The organism is Tsuneonella amylolytica (assembly GCF_003626915.1).
Lineage (GTDB): Bacteria > Pseudomonadota > Alphaproteobacteria > Sphingomonadales > Sphingomonadaceae > Tsuneonella > Tsuneonella amylolytica.
This window is the reverse complement of record NZ_CP032570.1, coordinates 257,224-276,519: the sequence shown is the minus strand read 5'-3', so window position 1 is coordinate 276,519 and position 19,296 is coordinate 257,224. Positions and strand designations below refer to the sequence as shown.

Here is a 19,296-nt window from a genome sequence, read left to right as displayed (position 1 = left end):
AAGTGTCAGGGGGAACGTCATGCGCAGCACCATCCACGCGTTCGGGGCCGCCGCCATCGGTCTGGCCGTCGCATCGCCGGCAACCGCGCAGACGATCGACACCGGCAGCGAGACGGCGTCCACCGCGCAGGGCGACCTCGCCGTCACGATCTACAACAACGACATCGCGCTGGTGCAGGACGTGCGCCAGCTGGCCATCGCCAACGGGCGCAGCCGGATCGAGTTTCCCGATGTGTCCGCGCAGATCCGGCCCGAAACGCTGAGCTTCAACACCGCCGGCGCGGGCATCGTCGAACAGAACTTCGACTTCGACATCCTGACCCCCACCAAGCTGATGGAAAAGGCGATCGGCCAGACGGTCACGCTGGTCCGCACCAATCCCGCCACGGGCGCCGAGATGCGGGAGCGTGCAACGGTGCTGTCGACCGCGGGCGGGGTAGTCGTGCGCATCGGCGAGAGGATCGAGGTGCTGCGCGACGACGGGCTGCCGACCCGCGTGATCTTCGACGGCGTGCCGCCGAACCTGCGCGCGCGCCCGACCCTGTCGGTAACGGTCGACAGCGACCGCGGCGGCACGCGCCCCGCCTCGATTCGCTACCTCACCGGCGGGCTCGGCTGGGCCGCCGACTACGTCGCGCTCTACGACGAGGCCAAAGGCACGACCGATATGCAGGGCTGGGTGACGCTGACCAACCGCACCGGCACGACGTTCCACGATGCCGATACCGTGCTCGTCGCCGGCAGCCCGCAGGCAAGCGGCGGGCGCTATGCCGGGCGCGGCTACCCCCCGCCGCCGCCTCCGCGCCCGGGACGCATGGTCCCCGGGACTCAGACCGCCGACCGCGAACAGTTGGGCGATTACTACCTTTACCCGCTGCCCGGACGGACCACGATCGCCAACGCGCAGACCAAGCAGGTGAGCTTCCTCGACGTGCAGGCCGTGCCCGCGAAGAAAGTCTACGCGCGATCGATCGGCTGGCTCGCGAGCGACGACCAGCCGGTAAACGTGTCGAGCGCGATCGGCTTTTCCACCGCGCGCGATCAGGGGCTGGGCGATGCACTGCCCGCCGGGACGGTGCGGTTCTACCAGCGCGACCGGCAGGGCACGCCGCAGTTCGTGGGCGAGAGCACGATCGGCCACACCCCGATGGGCAGCGCGCTGACGCTGACCACCGGCGATGCTTTCGACGTGTTCGTCCAGGCCGAGGTCGTGAGCCGCGATCGCATAACCGGCGACGAGTACCAGCGCAGCGCGCGCTACCGCGTCATCTCCGGCGACGGCTCCGTGCGCGAGGTGACTGCGGAGCGCGCGGTGGAATACTGGCGCACGACGATGCGCTATACCTTCACCAACGCCAAGTCCGTGCCCGTAGAGGTGGAACTGACGCAAGGCGGCCTCGACCCCGGGTATTGGGCGCGCGACTTCCGCATCGTGAGCGAGGATGCCATGGGCGAGCAGGTGAATGCCGACACCCGCAAGTATCTCGTCACAGTGCCTGCCAACGGTCGGCGCGAGGTGCGCGTCACGTACGAGACCCGGTACTGAGCGTGGCCGCCCGCTCGCTTCCTCACCCCTCCCCTCCAGGGGAGGGGCAGGGGGTGGGGCCTGTCGCGATCGCCGCGCCCCGGCCCGACAGGACGGTCCCCACCCCAACCCCTCCCCTGAAGGGGAGGGGCTATCTTGCGCTCGGCGCGCTGCTGCTGGCGACGAGCGCGACGGCCGCGCTCGCCCGCGAGGCGGTCGATGCTTCCGCGCCCGACAGGCTGTCGATCACCGTCTATCGCGATCCGAACCGCGATCCCGAAGCGGCGATGGACGCCGATATGCCCCGCGGCTTCGCGATGATCAGCGAGACCCGCCGCGTCACCCTCCCGCCCGGCGAATCGACGATCCGGTTCGAAGGTGTCTCGGAAGGGATGGTCGCGGTGACCGCCATCGTCACCGGCCTGCCCGGCGGCACGATCGAGAAGAACCGCAACGCCGACCTCCTCAGCCCCGGCGCCCTCGTCGACGGCACGCTCGGCAACCGAGTAAGGATCACGCGCACCGATCCCGCCACGGGGCGGGAGAGCAGCGAGGCGGCGGTCGTGCGCACGCGCGCGGACGGCGGGCTCGTGCTGCAGACGGCGGCGGGTTACGAGGCGGTCCGCTGTTCCGGGCTGCCCGAGCGGCTGACCTTCGACCGGGTGCCGGCCGGGCTTTCGGCGGGGCCCGTCTATTCGATCGACACCGCAAGCCCGGCGGGCGGCACCTACACCGTCACGCTCACCTACCTGTCGTGGGGCTTCGACTGGCAGGCGCACTATGTCGCGACGCTGGCCGAGGGGCGAGGGGCGGATGACCTCCGGATGCGGCTGACCAGCTGGCTGACGCTGGTGAACGACAACGGCCAGTCCTTTCCCGATGCCGAACTGATGGCGGTCGCGGGGCGGCTGCAGGTCACCAGCGACTATGCCGCGCTGGCCGACCCGCCCGAGGGCCGGCCGCTGCAACTGGTCTGCTATCCCATCGGCAGCACCGCGGCGGGATCCCCGGTGCCCCGCGACGGGGTGTATCCGCCGCCGCCGCCGCCGCCGCCCCCGCCGGCAATGATGGCGGCGCCGGTTTCCGCCCAGGACATCGGCAGCGCCATAGTCGTGACCGGCTCGCGCGTTTCGCGGGCGGCGATGGTCGCGAGCGAGGAAGACCTGGCGGACCTCAAGCTCTACCGGGTGCCAGAGCGCGTGGACCTGGCGGCGAAAAGCCAGAAGCAGGTCGCCTTTCTCGACGAGGACGCGGTCACCGGGCGGCTGCTCTACGCGGGCGAATGCGGGCCGTGGGCCGTGACTGACGAACCGCAGCCCGCCGGCATCCTCCTCGCGACCGTCAACGACCGCGCGCACGGGCTGGGGCGGGCGCTCCCCACGGGGGGCCTCACCGTGTTCGAGAGCACGCCCGAGGGCGAGCTGCTGGTGGGCGAGCAGCGGCTGCGCGATTATGCCGACGGGCAGGACGTGGAGCTCGAGATTGGGACCAGCGCGCAGGTGTACCTGTCGTGCGCGCGGGCCGACCCGGAGCGCGAGCGCAAGCCCGGAGAGCGGGTCGCCATGCAGGCAATCGCGACGAACGCCAACCGGTCGCCGGTACGGGTGCGGGTGCAACTCGGCGGCAGCGCGGCGCACATTGCAGGCCTGCGCGGCGTAACGGTGAAGGACGGCGCACGGATCGTGGAGGTCGTCGTCCCGGCGGGCGGGCGGCGCACTCTCGAATGGACGATCATCGACGAATAATTCGCCGGATTCGCTTGTTGGAAATATTTTCGTTCCACTCTTGTTCTCATGGAACAAAGGGGATACATCGCTTTTCGGACGACAGGTGGCCGCCGGATTGCCCGGGGGCCTAGGCAAAGCGCGAAAGGGTGTGTCATGGCGGCTGCGAATCTCAAGTTGGTAGAGGGCAAGTCAGTGGATACGGACCGTCAGAAGGCGCTCGACGCGGCGCTCGCACAGATCGATCGCGCGTTCGGCAAGGGTTCGGCGATGAAGCTGGGCCAGAAGGAAGCGATGCAGGTCGAATCGATTTCGACCGGTTCGCTCGGGCTCGACATCGCGCTCGGCGTCGGCGGCCTGCCGAAAGGCCGCGTGATCGAGGTCTACGGGCCGGAAAGCTCGGGCAAGACCACGCTCGCGCTCCACGTCATCGCCGAAGCGCAGAAGAACGGCGGCACCGCCGCGTTCGTCGACGCCGAACATGCGCTCGACCCGGTCTATGCCAAGAAGCTGGGCGTCAACATCGACGAACTGATCGTCTCGCAGCCCGATACCGGCGAACAGGCGCTCGAGATCACCGACACGCTGGTGCGCTCGAACGCGGTGGACGTGCTTGTCGTCGACTCGGTGGCGGCGCTGGTCCCCCGGGCTGAGATCGAGGGCGAGATGGGCGACAGCCACGTCGGCCTCCAGGCCCGCCTGATGAGCCAGTCGCTGCGCAAGCTCACCGGCTCGATCAACCGGTCGAAGTGCATGGTGATCTTCATCAACCAGCTCCGCATGAAGATCGGCGTGATGTACGGCAATCCCGAGACGACGACGGGCGGTAACGCGCTCAAGTTCTACGCCTCGGTTCGCCTCGACATCCGCCGCACCGGGCAGATCAAGGACCGCGACGACATCATCGGCAACTCGACCCGCGTGAAGGTCGTCAAGAACAAGGTCGCCCCGCCGTTCAAGCAGGTCGAATTCGACATCATGTACGGCGAAGGCATTTCGAAGATCGGCGAAATCCTCGATCTCGGGGTCAAGGCCGGCATCGTCGAGAAGTCGGGCTCGTGGTTCAGCTACGATTCGATCCGGATCGGCCAGGGCCGCGAGAACGCCAAGACATACCTCAAGGACAATTCCGAAGTTTGCGACAGGCTGGAAGCCGCGATCCGCGGCCGGACCGACCAGGTCGCCGAGGAGATGATGACGGGCCCGGACGCGGACTCCGACGACTGATCCTCAATCCTTCCGGGCATCCCCCCGCCCGGCAGGCAACCCATAAAGCCGGCGACCGCGTCCCCCCACGCGTCGCCGGCTTTTCCGGTTTTCGGGCCATGTTGGACTTTGATCGGCGGTTGCCGTCCGCATGTATTTCGTCAACTTAATGCCATGACCGACCGCACCGAATGGGAAGGCCGCGTAGGCCGCAAATGGGCCGAAGAATGGCCCCGCACCGACCGCAGCTTCGCCCCCCTCACCGAACGCTTGCTTGCCGTCCTCGTCGATGAACGACCGCGGCAAGTGCTCGACATCGGTTGCGGCGCCGGCGAACTGTCGCTCGCTCTCGCCCGCATGTACCCGTCCGCCGAAGTCCTCGGCCTTGACGTTTCCGAACCCCTCGTCGCCGCCGCGCGGGAGCGTACCGGCGAACTGCCCAACATTTCCTTCGAAGTCGCCGACGCAGCAACCTGGCGCCGGGACGGCTTTGCTCCAGACTTACTGGTCTCGCGGCACGGGGTCATGTCCTTCGCCGATCCCGTTGGAGCGTTCTCGCATCTCGCCAGCATCGCCGCCCCCTCAGCCCGCCTCGTCTTTTCGTGTTTCCGAAATCGCGAGCACAACCCATGGGCGACCAAGATCGCGAACCTGACCACCACCGATGCACCATCGTCGCAATCAGATGAGCCCGGACCGTTCGCGTTCGCCAACCCCGACCGCGTCGAACGGATCCTAGCCGAAGCGGGATGGGAGGGGGTCGAGTTTGAGCCCGTCGACTTCGCTTACGTCGCGGGGGCTGGCGACGATGCGCTGCAAGATGCCGCAACCTTCTTCAAGTCCATCGGTCCAGCCGCACGTGCCGCTTCAGAATTGAAGGGAAGCGAGCGCGAGGACTTCGACAATCGTCTGCGATCTCTGCTGACCGAACGGTGCATCGACGGTACCATCTCGTTCCCAGCCTCTGCTTGGATAGTGAGTGCCCGATTGGTCTCAGTTTGATCGCGCTTCCTCACAGAGAGTGGACTGATCGCTTTCACGGCACGGATCGACCGCCTTTATGCGCTTGTCGCGGTGCCCGGCGACCATTACCTGCCTCGACGCCATGAACTCCACGAACGATATTCGCCACGCCTTCCTCGACTACTTCGGCGATGCCGGCCACCGCGTGATGCCGAGCGCTCCGCTCGTTCCCTACAACGACCCGACACTGATGTTCGTCGCGGCCGGCATGGTGCCGTTCAAGAACGTCTTCACGGGTCTCGAAACCCCGCCGGCGCCCACGGCCGCGAGCAGCCAAAAGTGCGTCCGGGCCGGGGGGAAGCACAACGATCTCGACAACGTCGGCTATACCGCCCGTCACCTGACGTTCTTCGAAATGCTCGGAAACTTCAGCTTCGGCGACTACTTCAAGGAACGCGCGATCGAGCTTGCCTGGGGGTTCGTTCACAAGGAACTCGGCCTCGCCAAGGACCGGTTGACGGCGACCGTCTATCATACCGACGACGCGGCTTACGATCTGTGGAAGAAGATCGCCGGCCTGCCCGACGAGCGGATCATCCGCATCGCCACGAAGGATAATTTCTGGGCCGCTGGTCCCGATGGGCCGTGCGGGCCGTGCTCCGAGATATTCTACGATTACGGCGAAGACGTGCCGGGCGGCCCCCCGGGCTCTCCCGACGAGGATGGCGACCGGTTCGTGGAGATCTGGAACCTCGTCTTTATGCAGTATGTGCAGGAAGCCGAGAACATCGTCGGCGATCTCCCGCGCCCGAGCATCGACACCGGCATGGGCCTCGAACGCATTGCCAGCGTGCTGCAGGGCCAGCGCAACGTATTCGACACCGACACCTTCCGCGCGCTCATCGCGGCGAGCGAAGCGGCCGTCCGCTCGTCTGCGGACGGCGATGCGCTCGCCAGTCACCGGGTCATCGCCGATCACCTGCGTTCGACGAGCTTCCTGCTTGCCGATGGAGTGATGCCGTCGAACGAGGGTCGTGGTTACGTTCTGCGCCGCATCATGCGCCGCGCGATGCGCCACGCCCACCTGCTCGGCGCGAGCGAGCCGCTGATGCATCGTCTCGTGCCCGCACTCGTCGCGGAGATGGGCCAAGCCTACCCCGAACTCGGCCGGGCGCAGCCGCTGATCGAGGAGACGCTGGAGCGCGAGGAGACCCAGTTCCGCCGTACCCTGGCGAACGGCCTCAAGCTGCTCGACGAAGCGACGGGCGACATGGCCGAAGGGGGCGAACTCGACGGCGGCACCGCCTTCCGACTCTACGACACTTACGGCTTCCCGTACGATCTCACCGAAGACGCGCTCCGCAGCCGCGGTCTCACCGTGGACCGCGAGGGGTTCGATGCCGCCATGGCGCAGCAGAAGGCGGCCGCCCGCGCTGCGTGGAAGGGCAGCGGGCAGGCTGCCGACGGCGAGCTGTGGTTCGACATAGCGGAGCGCGAGGGTGGCACGGAGTTCACCGGCTACACCGCGACCGAGGGCGAAGGCCGCGTCATCGCGCTCGTCGTCGACGGCGTCGAAGTCGAGGCGGCAAGGACCGGCGAGACCGTGACCGTGCTGACCAATCAGACGCCGTTCTACGGTGAAAGCGGTGGCCAAGCCGGCGATGCCGGGACGATCACGGCCCCCGATGGCCTCAAGATCGCAGTCGAAGATACCGGCAAGCCGCTCGGACGGTTGCACACGCATATGGGCACGATTGCGGCGGGCGAGATCAAGCTGGGCGACACGGTCCATCTTTGGGTCGACGCGGATCGCCGCGACCGGATCCGCGCCAACCATTCGGCGACGCACCTCGCGCACGCGGCGCTGCGACACCGGCTTGGCGAGCACGTGACGCAGAAAGGCTCGCTGGTGGCGGAAGATCGCTTCCGCTTCGATTTCTCGCATCCCAAGCCGCTCACCGCGGAAGACATCGCGGCGGTCGAGGCCAAGGTGAACGCCGAGATCCGTGCGAACGAGATCGTCACCACGCGCCTGATGTCGCCCGACGATGCGATCGCCGCAGGAGCGATGGCGCTGTTCGGCGAAAAGTACGGCGACGAAGTGCGCGTTCTGAGCATGGGCCGCGCCGGCGAAGAAGGTCGCAACTATTCGGTCGAGCTGTGCGGCGGCACGCACGTGCGGGCGACGGGCGACATCGGACTGTTCCGCATCGTGTCGGAAAGCGCGGTGTCGAGCGGCGTCAGGCGCATCGAAGCGCTGACGGGCGAGGCGGCGCGGCAGTGGCTTGTCGGCCGCGAAGACGCGCTGAAGGACGCCGCCGCCGCGATCCGGGCAGCTCCCGAAGAAGTACCGGCGCGGCTCGCGGCGTTGCTCGACGAACGCAAGCGGCTCGAGCGCGAATTGGCGGACGCGAAGAGGGCGCTGGCTCTTGGCGGCGGCGGCGGCGCGGCAGCAGGTCCGGCGGACGAGGACGTCGGCGGTATCAAGTTTAGCGGCCAGGTCATCGACGGGCTGGAAGCGAAGGCGCTGCGCGGGTTACTCGACGAGGCCAAGTCGCGGCTCGGGTCGGGTGTGGCCACGATCGTGGCGGTCTACGAAGGCAAGGCCGCCATCGCGGCGGCTGTCACCGACGACCTCACCGGGCATATCAGCGCGGTCGATCTCGTGCGTGCCGGGGTCGAGGCGCTGGGCGGGAAGGGAGGCGGCGGCCGTCCGGACATGGCGCAGGGCGGCGGTCCCGACGGCAGCAAGGGCGCCGAAGCGATCGCGGCGGTCAAGGCCGCGCTCGCTTCGCAGAACGCCTGAGGGTCATCAGCCCCGTTGGTTGCTGGAATTGCGGGTTTCCGTCTCGCTTCCGCGCGGGGTGTCGGTCACCTTTGTGTTGTGATCGGTCCGCTGCTGGCCTTTCACGCTGCCGAACTCCTCGCCCGTCTGGTTGGCGGGGTTTTTCGGTTGTTCGCTGGCGTCGGCAGGGTTGGTCTTGTCTGACATCATTCAGTCTCCTTCCCTTTCCCAACGGTCGAACGGCGCGATCTATCCTGCGTCTGCCGGCCCGGTTCGCAGCTTGGGCTTGTGGGCGAGCGCGGCGTCCTCCTGGATCTGGATGCGGAACTCGTCGCGTTTTTCGTGGATGGAGGCGATCACCGGCCCCATCGCCACGCCCAAGTCGACGAGGACCGCCTCGCTCAGTTGCAGCGAGCTTTCGAGCGTTTCGGGCACCGCATGGCTTGCACCGGCCCGGTAGAGGGCGGTGGCATAGGACAGGTCGCGCGCGCGCACGATGATGGGCAGGTCGGGGTATTCCTTGCGCAATTTCGATACGAGCCGCTGGGCAAGGACCGGCTCGTCCATGGTCAGGATGACCGCCAGCGCGTTGTCGATGCCGAGCCGGTCGAGCGCAGCCTCGCGCGCCGCGTCGCCGAATGTCGCCCGGTAGCCCTCGCGCCGCGCGCGATCGACGAGGTCGGCATCGCTGTCGATCGCGATGTAGGGCTTGCCGTGAACGGTCAGCATGTCCGCCACCAGACGGCCCACGCGGCCCGCACCGACGATGATGACGCGCGATTCGTCGCGCATGTCCTCTTCCGCCAGCGGCAGCGGTTCGACCCGCTGGCCGACCGTCCGCCCGATCTTTGCGAGAAGCGGCGTGATGGTGAGGCCGATGGCGGTCACGATCTGCCAGAACTGCGCCGTTTCGCGGTCGACGAGCAGGGCGGCGGTGGCGGCCGACAGGACGATCAGCGTCGTCTCGCTGGGACTCGCCATCAGCAGGCCGGTTTCCGCGGCCGTCCCGCGCCGGGCACCCATCAGCCGCAGGAGCAGGCCCGTCACCACGGCCTTCAATGCCACCACGCCGGCCACGGCACCCGCGATCGCCCACAGGTTCGCCCAGACGACGGCGAGGTCGAGGCCCATGCCGACGGTGATGAGGAAGATGCCGAGCGCGAGGCCCTTGAACGGCTCGATGATCCCCTCGACCTCGCCGTGGTACTCGGTCTCCGCGATGAGCAGCCCGGCGATCAGCGCGCCGACGATGGGCGACAGGCCGGTTGCCGCGGTCGCCAGGCTCGCGCCGATGACGACCAGCAGGCTTGCGGCGAGGAACAGTTCGGGGCTCTTCGTGCGGGCGGCCTGCGCGAAGAGGCGGGGAAGCGCGAGGCGGCCCACGACGAGCAGCGCGCCGACCACCAGCAGCCCCTGCCACAGCGTGCCGATCAGCCCTTCCACCCCGTCGGCCTGGGCATAGGGGGCAAGCGCGCCAAGGATGAAGATCATCGGGACGATCGCGATGTCCTCGAACAACAGCATCGACAGCGCGGCTTTTCCGACCGGGCTGGTCGTCCCCGCGATGGGCAGCACGATGGCGGTGGAACTGAGGGCCAGCGCGAAGCCCAGCGCCATCGCTGCGGTCGTGCCGACGCCGGTGGCCGCCAGTACCAGCGCCAGCAGCGCCCCGATCAGGATGAGTTCCAGCGCACCGAGGCCGAAAACCAGCCGCCGCATGTCCCACAACCTGTTGAACGACAGCTCGAGCCCGATCGTGAACAGCAGCAAGATGATGCCGAATTCGGCGAACGGCTCCAGCGCCTCGGGGTCGGTGATCGTCACATGGTAGAGCCACGGCGCCTGCGGCACGAGCCTACCGAGGCCGAACGGTCCCACCAGCACACCGATGAGGATGAACCCGATGACCGGCGTGATGCGGAACCGGTGAAACAGGGGAATGACGATTCCCGCGGCACCGAGGATCACGAGCGCATCGGACAAGGTTTCCGACTGGGTCAAACCTTCCGTCACCGCGCGCGCCCCGTGTCACACGAACCGGGGATGTCTTTCGAAACCACGCCGGTGCCCATCCCATCCGTAAAACGCCCGAATTGCCCGTCGCCTTTGTCACCTTCCACTTTCGAGGGCCGGACCAGGACAGGGAGCAGGGCAAAGGTGGCGAACGGCATCATCGTGCGGGGTGCTAGCGCGAACCGGCGGCGGTAGGAAAACCAATTGTTCTTTTGCCGGGGATGGAGCCGCGGAAGGGCAGTTTTGTTGCGGGCAGGACGCGGCGATTTCAGCGAACTCTCAGCCCCCACTCATGCCATTCACCGAGCGGCCGGGCATTGATGGTCTCCCACGACAGGAGAGCGAGCGATGCACGTTAAGATGATCCTTCCCGCCCTGACCGAGGCGAAAAGCCCGCTGTTCAGGCCGATCAAGTATTCACTGTTCCCGCCGCTCGGGCTGGCCACGCTGGCCGGGTTCCTGCCGCCGGACTGGGATGTCGAACTCGTCGACGATCATGTCGAGCGTCTCCAGACCGACGATGAGCCCGATCTGGTCGTGATCCAGGTTTACATCACCAACGCATACCGGGCCTATGCCATCGCCGACCACTACCGCGCGAAAGGATGCTACGTCGTCCTTGGCGGGCTGCACGTCACCTCGCTGCCTGACGAGGCTGCGCGCCATGCCGACACCGTATTCGTGGGGCCGGGCGAACAGACGTTTCCCTGCTTCCTGCGCGACTGGCGGGCCGGGCATGCCAGCGCGCGGTACATTTCGGACGGGGGCCGGACGATCGAAGGCATTCCGGCGGTTCGCCGCGATCTCATCAAGCGACATCTCTATCTCGTGCCCAACTCGATCGTCGTCACTCGGGGATGTCCGCAGCACTGCTCGTTCTGCTACAAGGATGCGTTCTTCGCGGGCGGCCGGGGTTTCTATACCCAGAAAGTGGACGAGGCCCTGCGCGAGATCGAGAGACTGCCGGGCAGGCACCTCTATTTCCTCGACGACCACCTGCTCGGCGATCGGCGGTTCGCCGAGGGCTTGTTCGAAGGCATGCGCGGCATGGACCGGCTGTTCCAGGGTGCAGCCACGGTCGACAGCGTGCTGCGCGGCGATCTGATCGAAAAAGCGGCAGAGGCGGGCCTGCGCAGTCTTTTCGTCGGTTTCGAGACCTTCAGCCCCGACAACCTGCGCGGTTGCAACAAGAAACAGAACCTCGCCCGCGACTATGCAGCCGTGACCCGGCGCCTGTCGGACCTGGGTATCATGATCAACGGCAGTTTCGTATTCGGGATGGACGACGACGGACCCGACGTGTTCGATCGCACGGTCGACTGGGCGGTGCGGCACGGCGTGACCACGGCGACTTTCCATGTGCAGACGCCCTATCCCGGCACCAAACTCCACCGGGACTTGACCGCGCAGGGACGTATCACGAGCGAGAACTGGGACCTCTACGATACCCGGCACGCGGTCTTTCGCCCCGCCAGGCTGACCGCGGCCGCGCTCGAGGCGGGATACCGGCGCGCCTACCGCGACTTCTACGGCTGGACGAACATCGCGCGTGGGGCGCTGAGCCATCGGACCGCCAAGCATACGCTGAAACATTTCGCCTACGAGGCCGGCTGGAAGAAGTTCGAGCCCCTGTGGGACGTCGTGATCAAGGCGCGTCGCCTCGGTGCGATGACGCCGCTGCTGGAAGGTGTGCTGTCGAAGGTAACCCGGCGCGGCGAGATACCGCATGTGCCCGTACCGGGAACGCGAGCACGCGCCGCGCTGCGCTAGCCGCCGCCGGGCCCGTGCGGGCCGCCCAGGGGCTCGGCGCGGGGTCGGGGCTTACCGGGGTGTTTGCCGTGCTCGTCCCATTCTATGCGGTAGAGATCGAACCGGCGGTCGGCGAGATTGCGCACCGTGCCTTCGGCACGCGCCCAACTGAGGTCGGCGAGGTTGATGTCGCTGATCGTCAGTGTCTCGACATTCTCGGTCGCCTCGGCCGCGATCCCGTCGCGCGCGAAAGGGAAGTCGCACGGGGTTAGGATGCAGCTCTGCGCGTACTGGATGTCCATGTTGCCGACGTTGGGGAGGTTGCCCACGTTGCCGCTCAGGACGACGAAGCACTGATTCTCGATCGCGCGCGCCTGCCCACAATACCTGACGCGGAGGTATCCCTGCCGGCTGTCGGTGCAGAACGGCACGAAGATGATCCGTGCGCCCTCGTCGGCCAGGCGGCGGCTCAGTTCGGGGAATTCGCTGTCGTAGCAGATCTGCACCCCGATTGGGCCGCAGTCGGTCTGGATGACGTCGATCTTGTCGCCGCCCTTAATGTTCCACCAGTACCGTTCGTTGGGGGTGGGGTGGATCTTTTCCTGTTCATGAACCGACCCGTCGCGCAGGCAAACGTAGGCGACGTTGTGGATGTCGCCGTCGTCCATGCGGGTCGGGTGGCTGCCCGCGATGATGTTGATGTTGAACCGCATCGCCATGTCGGAGATGTCGGCTTTGAGGCGCGGGGTGTATTCGGACAGTCGCTCGATCGCCTCCACCGGCGAAAGCTCTTTTTCCTCGTAGCTCAGCAGCATCAGCGTGAAAAGCTCGGGAAAGAGAATGAAGTCTGCTTCGTAATCGCTTGCCACGTCGATGAAATACCGGATCGTCGAGAGGAACTCGTCATAGTCCTTCACCGCGCGGGCCTGCAGCTGGCAGGTGGCGACGCGGACGCTCTCGACGCCGCGCGGCAGGCGCTTCTTGGCCGGCTGGTCCGCCTCCACGTAGGGATTGCGCCAGACCATCATCACGGCGTTGGCTTCGGATGCCTTGTCCTCCGGAAGGTAGCCTTCGATGACCCGCTCCGGCTCGAACCCGTTGGCGAGCTGGAAGCGCAGCACCGGGTCGTGGAGTTTGCCGGCCAGAACCTGGTCGAGATAGTCCCCGGGCCCGTCCACCTTGCGCTTGTTGCGGCGATAGTTCGGCATGCGGCCGGCGAAGACGATGCCCTGCAGGTCGCGTTCCTCGGCCAGCGCGCGCCGTTCCTCGTAAAGCCGGCGCCCGATGCGCACGCCCCGCACCTTGGGGTCCACGCACATCTCGTAGCCGTAGAGCCAATCGCCGGTGGGATCGTGGCGGCTGCCGAAGCCGTTGCCGGTGATTTCGTCCCAGTCGTGGTCCTGGAAGGCCAGCCCTTCGGCGACCTGCATCGTCGCGCAATAGCCGACCACGTTGTCATCGAGCAGGGCGACGAAGCAGCCTTCGCGGAAGTTGTTGATCTGGCCGCGGATCTCGCCGTGGGTGTAGGCCGGCATGTCGTTGTACACCCGGCGTACGAGGTTCGCGATGCCCGGGATGTCCTTGGGCCGGGCGTTGCGGATGTCGAGCCGCTTTTGCCCGAGCTTCTCGGTCTTCGCGCGGGCTGCGGTGCCCCGCTTCCTGGTGGTCGCCTTGGCCATGATATCCCTCGGTTCGGCAAATACGAAAGGACCGGGTGCAGCCTCAGGCCGACCCGGTCCCAATGCTCAGTCAATGAGCGAGCGGAGCGATGGTTTCAGCCCCAGTTCGCCATTTCCGTCTCGAGGTTCTCGACGATCGCCTCGAAGAACTGCTCGGTCGTCATCCAAGCCTGTTCCGGGCCGATCAGGAGCGCGAGGTCCTTGGTCATCTTGCCGCTTTCCACGGTGCGGATGCAGACCTGCTCCAGCGTCTCGGCGAACCGCACCACGTCGGGCGTGTCGTCGAACTGGCCGCGGTACATGAGGCCGCGGGTCCAGGCGAAGATGCTGGCGATCGGGTTGGTGCTGGTCGCCTTGCCCTGCTGGTGCTGGCGGTAGTGGCGGGTGACGGTACCGTGCGCCGCCTCGGCCTCCACGGTCTTGCCGTCGGGCGCCATGAGCACGCTGGTCATCAGGCCGAGCGAACCGAAGCCCTGCGCCACGACGTCGGACTGCACGTCGCCGTCGTAGTTCTTGCACGCCCACACGAACTTGCCCGACCACTTGAGCGCGGATGCGACCATGTCGTCGATCAGGCGGTGCTCGTAGTGGATGCCCTTTTCCTTGAACTTCTCGGCGAAGCCCTCGGTGTTGTAGACCTCTTCGAACAGATCCTTGAAGCGCCCGTCGTAGGCTTTCATGATCGTGTTCTTGGTGCTGAGGTACACCGGCCAACCGAGGTTGAGCCCGTAGTTGAAGCTCGCCCGGGCAAAGTCGCGGATGCTGTCGTCGAGGTTGTACATCGCCATCGCGATCCCGGCGCTGGGGAAATCGAACACGTCGAGATCGATCTTCGTGCCGTCCTCGCCGTCGAAGACCAGCCGCAGCTTGCCGGGGCCGGGGATGAGCGTGTCGGTGGCGCGGTACTGGTCGCCGAAGGCGTGGCGGCCGACCACGATCGGATCGGTCCAGCCGGGCACCAGCCGCGGCACGTTGTCGATCACGATCGGTTCGCGGAAGACCACACCGCCCAGGATGTTGCGGATCGTGCCGTTGGGGCTCTTCCACATCTTCTTGAGGCTGAACTCCTCGACCCGCGCCTCGTCCGGCGTGATCGTGGCGCACTTCACGCCCACGCCGTGCTGCTTGATGGCGTTGGCCGCATCGACGGTGATCTGGTCGTCGGTCTCGTCACGCTTCTCGACCGAGAGGTCGTAGTAGTGGAGGTCGATGTCGAGGTAGGGCTTGATCAGCCGCTCGCGAATCCATTCCCAGATGATCCGGGTCATCTCGTCGCCATCGATCTCGACGACGGGGTTCTTCACCTTGATCTTGTCCATGTGCGTCCTGCTGTCTGAAAAGGTTGGCCGCGCTCTAGCACGGCGGCAGGAGGGCGCAAGGTGGGGCCCCCAAACGCGAAAGGCGCCGCTTTCGCGGCGCCTTCGGGCTTATTCGATGGTGGGCGTAGCAAGGATTGAACTTGCGACCCCTACGATGTCAACATAGTGCTCTACCACTGAGCTATACGCCCACACCATCGAGCGAACCCCCGGATGTGATCCGGGGCAGGCGGGCCCATTAGCGAGCCGTTTCGCGAACCGCAAGTGGTCAATGCGGCCGATCAGATACTCGCCGCAGCTTCGGTCCCGAACATGCGGTCCACTTCGAGCACCAGGTCCTTGAGGTGGAAGGGTTTCGACAGAACCTTGGCGCGCGGTTGTTCGCGGCTGGCCTTCAGCGTGACGGCGGCAAAGCCGGTGATGAACATGACCTTCGTGCCTGGCGACAGTTCGTTGCACCTCTGGGCGAGTTCGATGCCGTCCATTTCCGGCATCACGATGTCCGATAAAAGCAGGTCGAACTGGTCCGATTCGAGATGCGGAATCGCGTCGGTGCCGCGATCGACCGCGACCACTTCGTAGCCGGCGTTCTCAAGCGCGCGCGCGAGATAGGTGCGCATCGCGTCCTCGTCTTCGGCGAGGAGGATGCGGATCGGGGTCATCGTGTTCATCACGCGCCTTTACCACGCTGCGATTAAGAAATCTTTGGCGCGATGGACCATCGGCCAGCTTTGACACACGGCCGTACGCGGGTATTCCCGGTCCTGATGGACGGGGTCTTGCAAGCGCCAAATCAGGGCGGGACGATACCGGGCACCGCGAGTCCGGCGTTCACCATGTTCCAGTCCGAAGGAAGCCCGCTGCCGGTTCTCGTCGCCGCCCCGCACGGGGGACGCGAATACACGCCCGCCATCGTCGAACGCATGCGCGATCCGCAGTTCGCGGCGCTGCGGCTGGAAGATCGCCACGTCGATCATCTGGCCCGCGCGGTCGCCGCCGCCACCGGCGCCGCGCTGCTCGTGGCGCACGCCCCGCGCGCCATGATCGATCTCAACCGTTCGCCCGACGACATGGACTGGTCGATGGTGGTGGAGGGTCCGCCCGCCGGAACCCGGACGCGCCACTCGCTCGCCAACCGCCGCGCGCGGGGCGGGCTGGGCCTCGTGCCGCGCCGTTTGCAGGGGCTGGGCGAGATATGGAAGGGGCGGCTGACGGCCGCCGATCTCGGTAAGCGGATCGATGAGATCCACACTCCATATCATGCCGCGCTGGCAGGGGCGCTGGAGACTTTGCGGGACAGATGGGGCGCTGCGCTGCTGATCGATCTGCATTCGATGCCGCCATTGAAGGCACGGGCGGACGGGGGGGCGGATGGGCCCGCGGACGAGGGGGCGGGCAGCCGGTTCGTGATCGGCGACCGGTTCGGCGCCAGTTGCGACAGGAGCATCGCCACCGCCGCGATCGACTATTTCGCGCGGCACGGCCGACCGGCGGCGCACAACCGGCCCTATGCGGGCGGGTACGTGCTCGACCGGCACGGCAAGCCGGCGCGGGGTATCCACGCGCTCCAGATCGAAGTGTGCCGCACGACTTACCTCGACGCACGCCTTGCCGAGCCCAGCGGCCGTTTCGCCGGGGTGGCACGGCTGCTGTCGGGATTGGTAAGCGACTTGGCGGAAGAGGTCGCCCGCCGCGGCAACGACAGGCTGCCGCTGGCGGCGGAATAGGGGGCGGTAAACCCCGAGAGGCAAGAAAAAACCACCTGGTGCGATGCACCAGGTGGCCAAGGTTCAGGGAGGAGGTACACCGCAGTGTACCAACCCGATCCGGCCATGAGGGAAGCGCGAACCGGGTAAGGCGAAAGTAGTCCCTCGCCGAACCTGTTTCAAGACCCGTCCGGTCGCGTGCCAGGGGCGGTTCGCCGCGTGTCGTACGCCGCGCGCGCCCCCGGCGGCGATCGGGTCACGCGGGGGCGTCGACGACCTGCTGGGTCTGCTGCGGCGCCTTGCCCTGTTCGAACTGGCGCTGGAAGATGACCCGCATCATGTCGAGCGACATCAGGTGCGCGAACAGGATCGGCATGATGCCGTTCTCGGTCCACTGCTTGATCGTCTGGGCGTCGAGGCCGCGCAGCTTTTCCTCGTTGATCATGCGGAAGCCGCGGTAGACATAAGGGTTCCCGGGCTCTTCGTCGCGGGTGATGGCGATCTCGCCGTCCATCAGCAGGTCGTGCTTCTGGATTTCCTCGATGAAGGCCTGGGTCTTGGCGCCGGCCTGTTCGAAGTTGTCGCAGAATTCGAGCGCCATCTTCACCGGTTCGGCCGGGTTGCCGTCGGCATCGAACAGCGCGTTGCCGTCCTCGAATTCGCCGAGCGCGTCGCACGTCGGGTCGAAGCACAGCGACAGCTCTTCCGCTTCGGGCGTGAGCCTGGCGAGGAGGTAGGGGTAGCGGCGCACGTAGGCGGGAAGGTAGAATTCGCCGACCGGCTTGCCGTCGTCGTCGAGAAAGACGTTCACGCCTTCGTTGAGACCCATAAGCGCGAGGGGAACGGTGTTCTCGCCCGAGCTGAACACGATGGGAAAATCGCGCTGCGCGGGAATGAATTCCTCGACCGTCAGCGGAATGGCGTGGTGGCCCGCCGCCCACTTGATTGCGTCCATCGACTTCGTATGCCACTTCGCATGGTCGCGGCTGTTGAGCGGCATGAGGTCCTGATAGAACAGGGGCAGGCTGGGTTGCGGCGCGGTCGCCATCGAGCGTCTCCGGTGGGCTGGATATGTCTGTGGCGCGCGGGCGCGATGGTCCGCTGGCCGGGAAGCGCGCGCTTTAGGGGTTCGTCCCGGCAGGCGCAAGCGGCACCAGTTTGCCGGGGTTGAGCAGGCCGGCAGGGTCGAGCGCGGCCTTCACGCCCCGCATCATCGCCAGCGACGCGGGGTCGCCGAGCCGGGCCAGCGTGTCGCGCTTCAGCTGGCCGATGCCGTGTTCGGCGCTGATCGAACCGTCGAACGCATGGACGATGTCGTAGACCTGCTCGCTGATCGCCTTGCCGTCGCCGCTTTGCCATGCGAGCGCATCGACGCCGGGCGGGGCGATCACGTGAAAGTGGATGTTCCCGTCGCCAAGGTGGCCGAACCCGATCGCCTGGGTTCCGGGCCATGCGGCCTCGATCGCGGGCACCGCCTCTGCGACGAACGCGGGCATCCGTTCGACCGCGACCGAAATGTCGTGCTGGACCGCCGGTCCCTTCTCGCGCTCCGCCGGGGCGATCGCGTCGCGCAAGGCCCAGAAGGCTTCGGCCTGTGTTTCGTTGGCGGCAATCGCCGCATCTTCGAGCAGGCCTTTCTCGAGCGCGCTGGCGAGGAGAGTTTCGGCAAGGTCCGGCAGGCGATCGGCCGCTGACCCTTCCGCGACGAGTTCGATCAACGCGTGCCAGGGATGCCGGCCGCCGAGCGGCGCACGCGCCGCCGGCATGTGGTGCAGCACGTCGTCGAGCGTGTCCTGTGCCAGAACCTCGAACCCCTCCAGCGCATCGCCGGCCATGTCCTGCGCGTGGAGCAGCAGCGCACGTGCCGTCTCGAGCGATTCGACACCGGCCCATAGCACGCGACGGTCGGCGATCGCGGGCAGCAGGCGCAGCGTCGCGGCGGTGACGATGCCGAGCGTTCCTTCCGATCCGATGAGGAGCTGCTTGAGGTCGAAACCGCGATTGTCTTTCTTGAGCGGAACGAGCGAGGAGAAAACCGAGCCATCGGCCAGCACGGCCTCGAGGCCGAGCACCTGCGCGCGCATCGTCCCGTGGCGCAGCACTTGCGTGCCGCCGGCATTGGTCGAAACGAGGCCGCCGATCGTGGCCGATCCCTTCCCGCCTAGGGTGAGGGGGAAGCGCAGGTCCTTCGTCGCAGCGGTTTCGTGCAGGGTCTGGAGGATCACGCCCGCCTCGCAGACGACCTGGCGCGCATCCGGATCGAACGAGCGGATCGTGTCCATACGGCGCAGCGAGAGGAGGAGGGCAGTGCCCGCGCCGTCGGGCGTCGCGCCGCCGCACATGCCGCTGTTGCCGCCTTGCGGAACCACGGGGATCCCGTGACGGCCGCAGAGTTTGACCAAGGCGGCCACTTCGGCCGTGCTGGCGGGTGATGCCATCGCCAGCGCCGCACCGGTGAACCGGCCGCGCCAGTCGGTGAGCCAGGGGGCGAGGAGGTCGGAATCGCGAGTCAGCCCGCGCGGGCCGAGGAGGTCGGCGGCTTCGGACAGGAATGCATCGTGCGTGGTCATCGGCGGTGTCCTTGCCACATCTTGCGGCCCCGGCGCGAGGGATTAAGCCGGTATTCA

14 protein-coding genes and 1 tRNA gene are annotated in these 19,296 nt (G+C 66.8%); 7 read left to right on the top strand and 8 right to left on the bottom strand.

What is annotated here, in order from left to right:
* The first annotated feature begins 19 nt into the window (after nt 1-19).
* From D4766_RS01335 to alaS, 5 genes are all read left to right on the top strand, one after another.
* A complete protein-coding gene (locus tag D4766_RS01335) occupies nt 20-1,546 on the top strand; it encodes a DUF4139 domain-containing protein (protein ID WP_120715831.1) in 1,527 nt (508 codons plus the stop codon).
* A gap of 53 nt (nt 1,547-1,599) precedes the next feature.
* The gene (locus D4766_RS01330; RefSeq protein WP_120715830.1) at nt 1,600-3,270 is read left to right on the top strand and encodes a DUF4139 domain-containing protein; all 1,671 of its coding nucleotides are present in this window, start codon (nt 1,600-1,602) and stop codon (nt 3,268-3,270) included.
* A 135-nt stretch (nt 3,271-3,405) separates the two neighbouring features.
* Entirely contained in the window at nt 3,406-4,476 is a 1,071-nt protein-coding gene (gene recA / locus D4766_RS01325; protein WP_120715829.1) for a recombinase RecA, read from the top strand.
* Nucleotides 4,477-4,629: 153 nt separating this feature from the next.
* Nucleotides 4,630-5,457, top strand: coding sequence for a class I SAM-dependent methyltransferase (locus D4766_RS01320; RefSeq protein ID WP_120715828.1), 828 nt, complete (start codon nt 4,630-4,632; stop codon nt 5,455-5,457).
* Nucleotides 5,458-5,560: 103 nt separating this feature from the next.
* Complete coding sequence (alaS, locus tag D4766_RS01315; protein WP_120717981.1) at nt 5,561-8,224, top strand: alanine--tRNA ligase; 2,664 nt, start codon at nt 5,561-5,563, stop codon at nt 8,222-8,224.
* Nucleotides 8,225-8,230: 6 nt separating this feature from the next.
* Here the strand turns inward: alaS and D4766_RS01310 are convergent, their stop codons facing one another.
* Together D4766_RS01310 and D4766_RS01305 are read right to left on the bottom strand one after the other, a co-directional pair.
* Nucleotides 8,231-8,410 carry a hypothetical protein gene (locus D4766_RS01310; RefSeq protein ID WP_162935614.1) on the bottom strand — a complete coding sequence of 60 codons (180 nt, stop codon included), beginning with the start codon at nt 8,408-8,410 and terminating at the stop codon, nt 8,231-8,233.
* A 42-nt stretch (nt 8,411-8,452) separates the two neighbouring features.
* The gene (locus tag D4766_RS01305) at nt 8,453-10,216 is read right to left on the bottom strand and encodes a cation:proton antiporter domain-containing protein (RefSeq protein WP_120715826.1); all 1,764 of its coding nucleotides are present in this window, start codon (nt 10,214-10,216) and stop codon (nt 8,453-8,455) included.
* Nucleotides 10,217-10,576: 360 nt separating this feature from the next.
* Between D4766_RS01305 and D4766_RS01300 the strand changes: the two genes are divergently transcribed.
* The gene (locus tag D4766_RS01300) at nt 10,577-11,986 is read left to right on the top strand and encodes a B12-binding domain-containing radical SAM protein (RefSeq protein WP_234024848.1); all 1,410 of its coding nucleotides are present in this window, start codon (nt 10,577-10,579) and stop codon (nt 11,984-11,986) included.
* Here the strand turns inward: D4766_RS01300 and D4766_RS01295 are convergent.
* The 4 genes from D4766_RS01295 to cpdR all read right to left on the bottom strand — a co-directional run bounded on the left by D4766_RS01295 (nt 11,983) and on the right by cpdR (nt 15,634).
* Nucleotides 11,983-13,644, bottom strand: a complete 1,662-nt coding sequence (locus D4766_RS01295; RefSeq protein ID WP_234024847.1) for a bifunctional GNAT family N-acetyltransferase/carbon-nitrogen hydrolase family protein — start codon at nt 13,642-13,644, stop codon at nt 11,983-11,985. The two genes, D4766_RS01300 and D4766_RS01295, sit on opposite strands and share 4 nt — an antisense overlap.
* 95 nt (nt 13,645-13,739) lie before the next feature.
* Entirely contained in the window at nt 13,740-14,963 is a 1,224-nt protein-coding gene (locus D4766_RS01290; protein ID WP_120715824.1) for an NADP-dependent isocitrate dehydrogenase, read from the bottom strand.
* Between the two features lie 116 nt (nt 14,964-15,079).
* Nucleotides 15,080-15,154, bottom strand: a tRNA-Val gene (locus D4766_RS01285).
* Between the two features lie 90 nt (nt 15,155-15,244).
* Nucleotides 15,245-15,634, bottom strand: a complete 390-nt coding sequence (gene cpdR, locus D4766_RS01280) for a cell cycle two-component system response regulator CpdR (RefSeq protein WP_325049096.1) — start codon at nt 15,632-15,634, stop codon at nt 15,245-15,247.
* A 108-nt stretch (nt 15,635-15,742) separates the two neighbouring features.
* Here cpdR and D4766_RS01275 point away from each other — a divergent pair, with 108 nt between their 5' ends.
* Complete coding sequence (locus D4766_RS01275; RefSeq protein WP_234024846.1) at nt 15,743-16,690, top strand: N-formylglutamate amidohydrolase; 948 nt, start codon at nt 15,743-15,745, stop codon at nt 16,688-16,690.
* 235 nt (nt 16,691-16,925) lie between these two features.
* Here the strand turns inward: D4766_RS01275 and D4766_RS01270 are convergent, their stop codons facing one another.
* Together D4766_RS01270 and D4766_RS01265 are read right to left on the bottom strand one after the other, a co-directional pair.
* A complete protein-coding gene (locus D4766_RS01270) occupies nt 16,926-17,717 on the bottom strand; it encodes a SapC family protein (RefSeq protein WP_120715822.1) in 792 nt (263 codons plus the stop codon).
* 73 nt (nt 17,718-17,790) lie between these two features.
* The gene (locus tag D4766_RS01265) at nt 17,791-19,239 is read right to left on the bottom strand and encodes an FAD-binding oxidoreductase (RefSeq protein ID WP_120715821.1); all 1,449 of its coding nucleotides are present in this window, start codon (nt 19,237-19,239) and stop codon (nt 17,791-17,793) included.
* Nucleotides 19,240-19,296 lie beyond the last annotated feature (57 nt).

What these genes read in the sequence shown, in the direction of transcription:
- D4766_RS01335 (WP_120715831.1), top strand. Translation starts at nt 20, where the DNA reads ATGCGCAGCACCATCCACGCGTTCGGGGCCGCCGCCATCGGTCTGGCC.
- recA (WP_120715829.1), top strand. Translation starts at nt 3,406, where the DNA reads ATGGCGGCTGCGAATCTCAAGTTGGTAGAGGGCAAGTCAGTGGATACG.
- D4766_RS01320 (WP_120715828.1), top strand. Translation starts at nt 4,630, where the DNA reads ATGACCGACCGCACCGAATGGGAAGGCCGCGTAGGCCGCAAATGGGCC.
- alaS (WP_120717981.1), top strand. Translation starts at nt 5,561, where the DNA reads ATGAACTCCACGAACGATATTCGCCACGCCTTCCTCGACTACTTCGGC.
- D4766_RS01310 (WP_162935614.1), bottom strand. Translation starts at nt 8,410, where the DNA reads ATGTCAGACAAGACCAACCCTGCCGACGCCAGCGAACAACCGAAAAAC.
- D4766_RS01300 (WP_234024848.1), top strand. Translation starts at nt 10,577, where the DNA reads ATGATCCTTCCCGCCCTGACCGAGGCGAAAAGCCCGCTGTTCAGGCCG.
- D4766_RS01295 (WP_234024847.1), bottom strand. Translation starts at nt 13,644, where the DNA reads ATGGCCAAGGCGACCACCAGGAAGCGGGGCACCGCAGCCCGCGCGAAG.
- D4766_RS01290 (WP_120715824.1), bottom strand. Translation starts at nt 14,963, where the DNA reads ATGGACAAGATCAAGGTGAAGAACCCCGTCGTCGAGATCGATGGCGAC.
- cpdR (WP_325049096.1), bottom strand. Translation starts at nt 15,634, where the DNA reads ATGAACACGATGACCCCGATCCGCATCCTCCTCGCCGAAGACGAGGAC.
- D4766_RS01270 (WP_120715822.1), bottom strand. Translation starts at nt 17,717, where the DNA reads ATGGCGACCGCGCCGCAACCCAGCCTGCCCCTGTTCTATCAGGACCTC.
- D4766_RS01265 (WP_120715821.1), bottom strand. Translation starts at nt 19,239, where the DNA reads ATGACCACGCACGATGCATTCCTGTCCGAAGCCGCCGACCTCCTCGGC.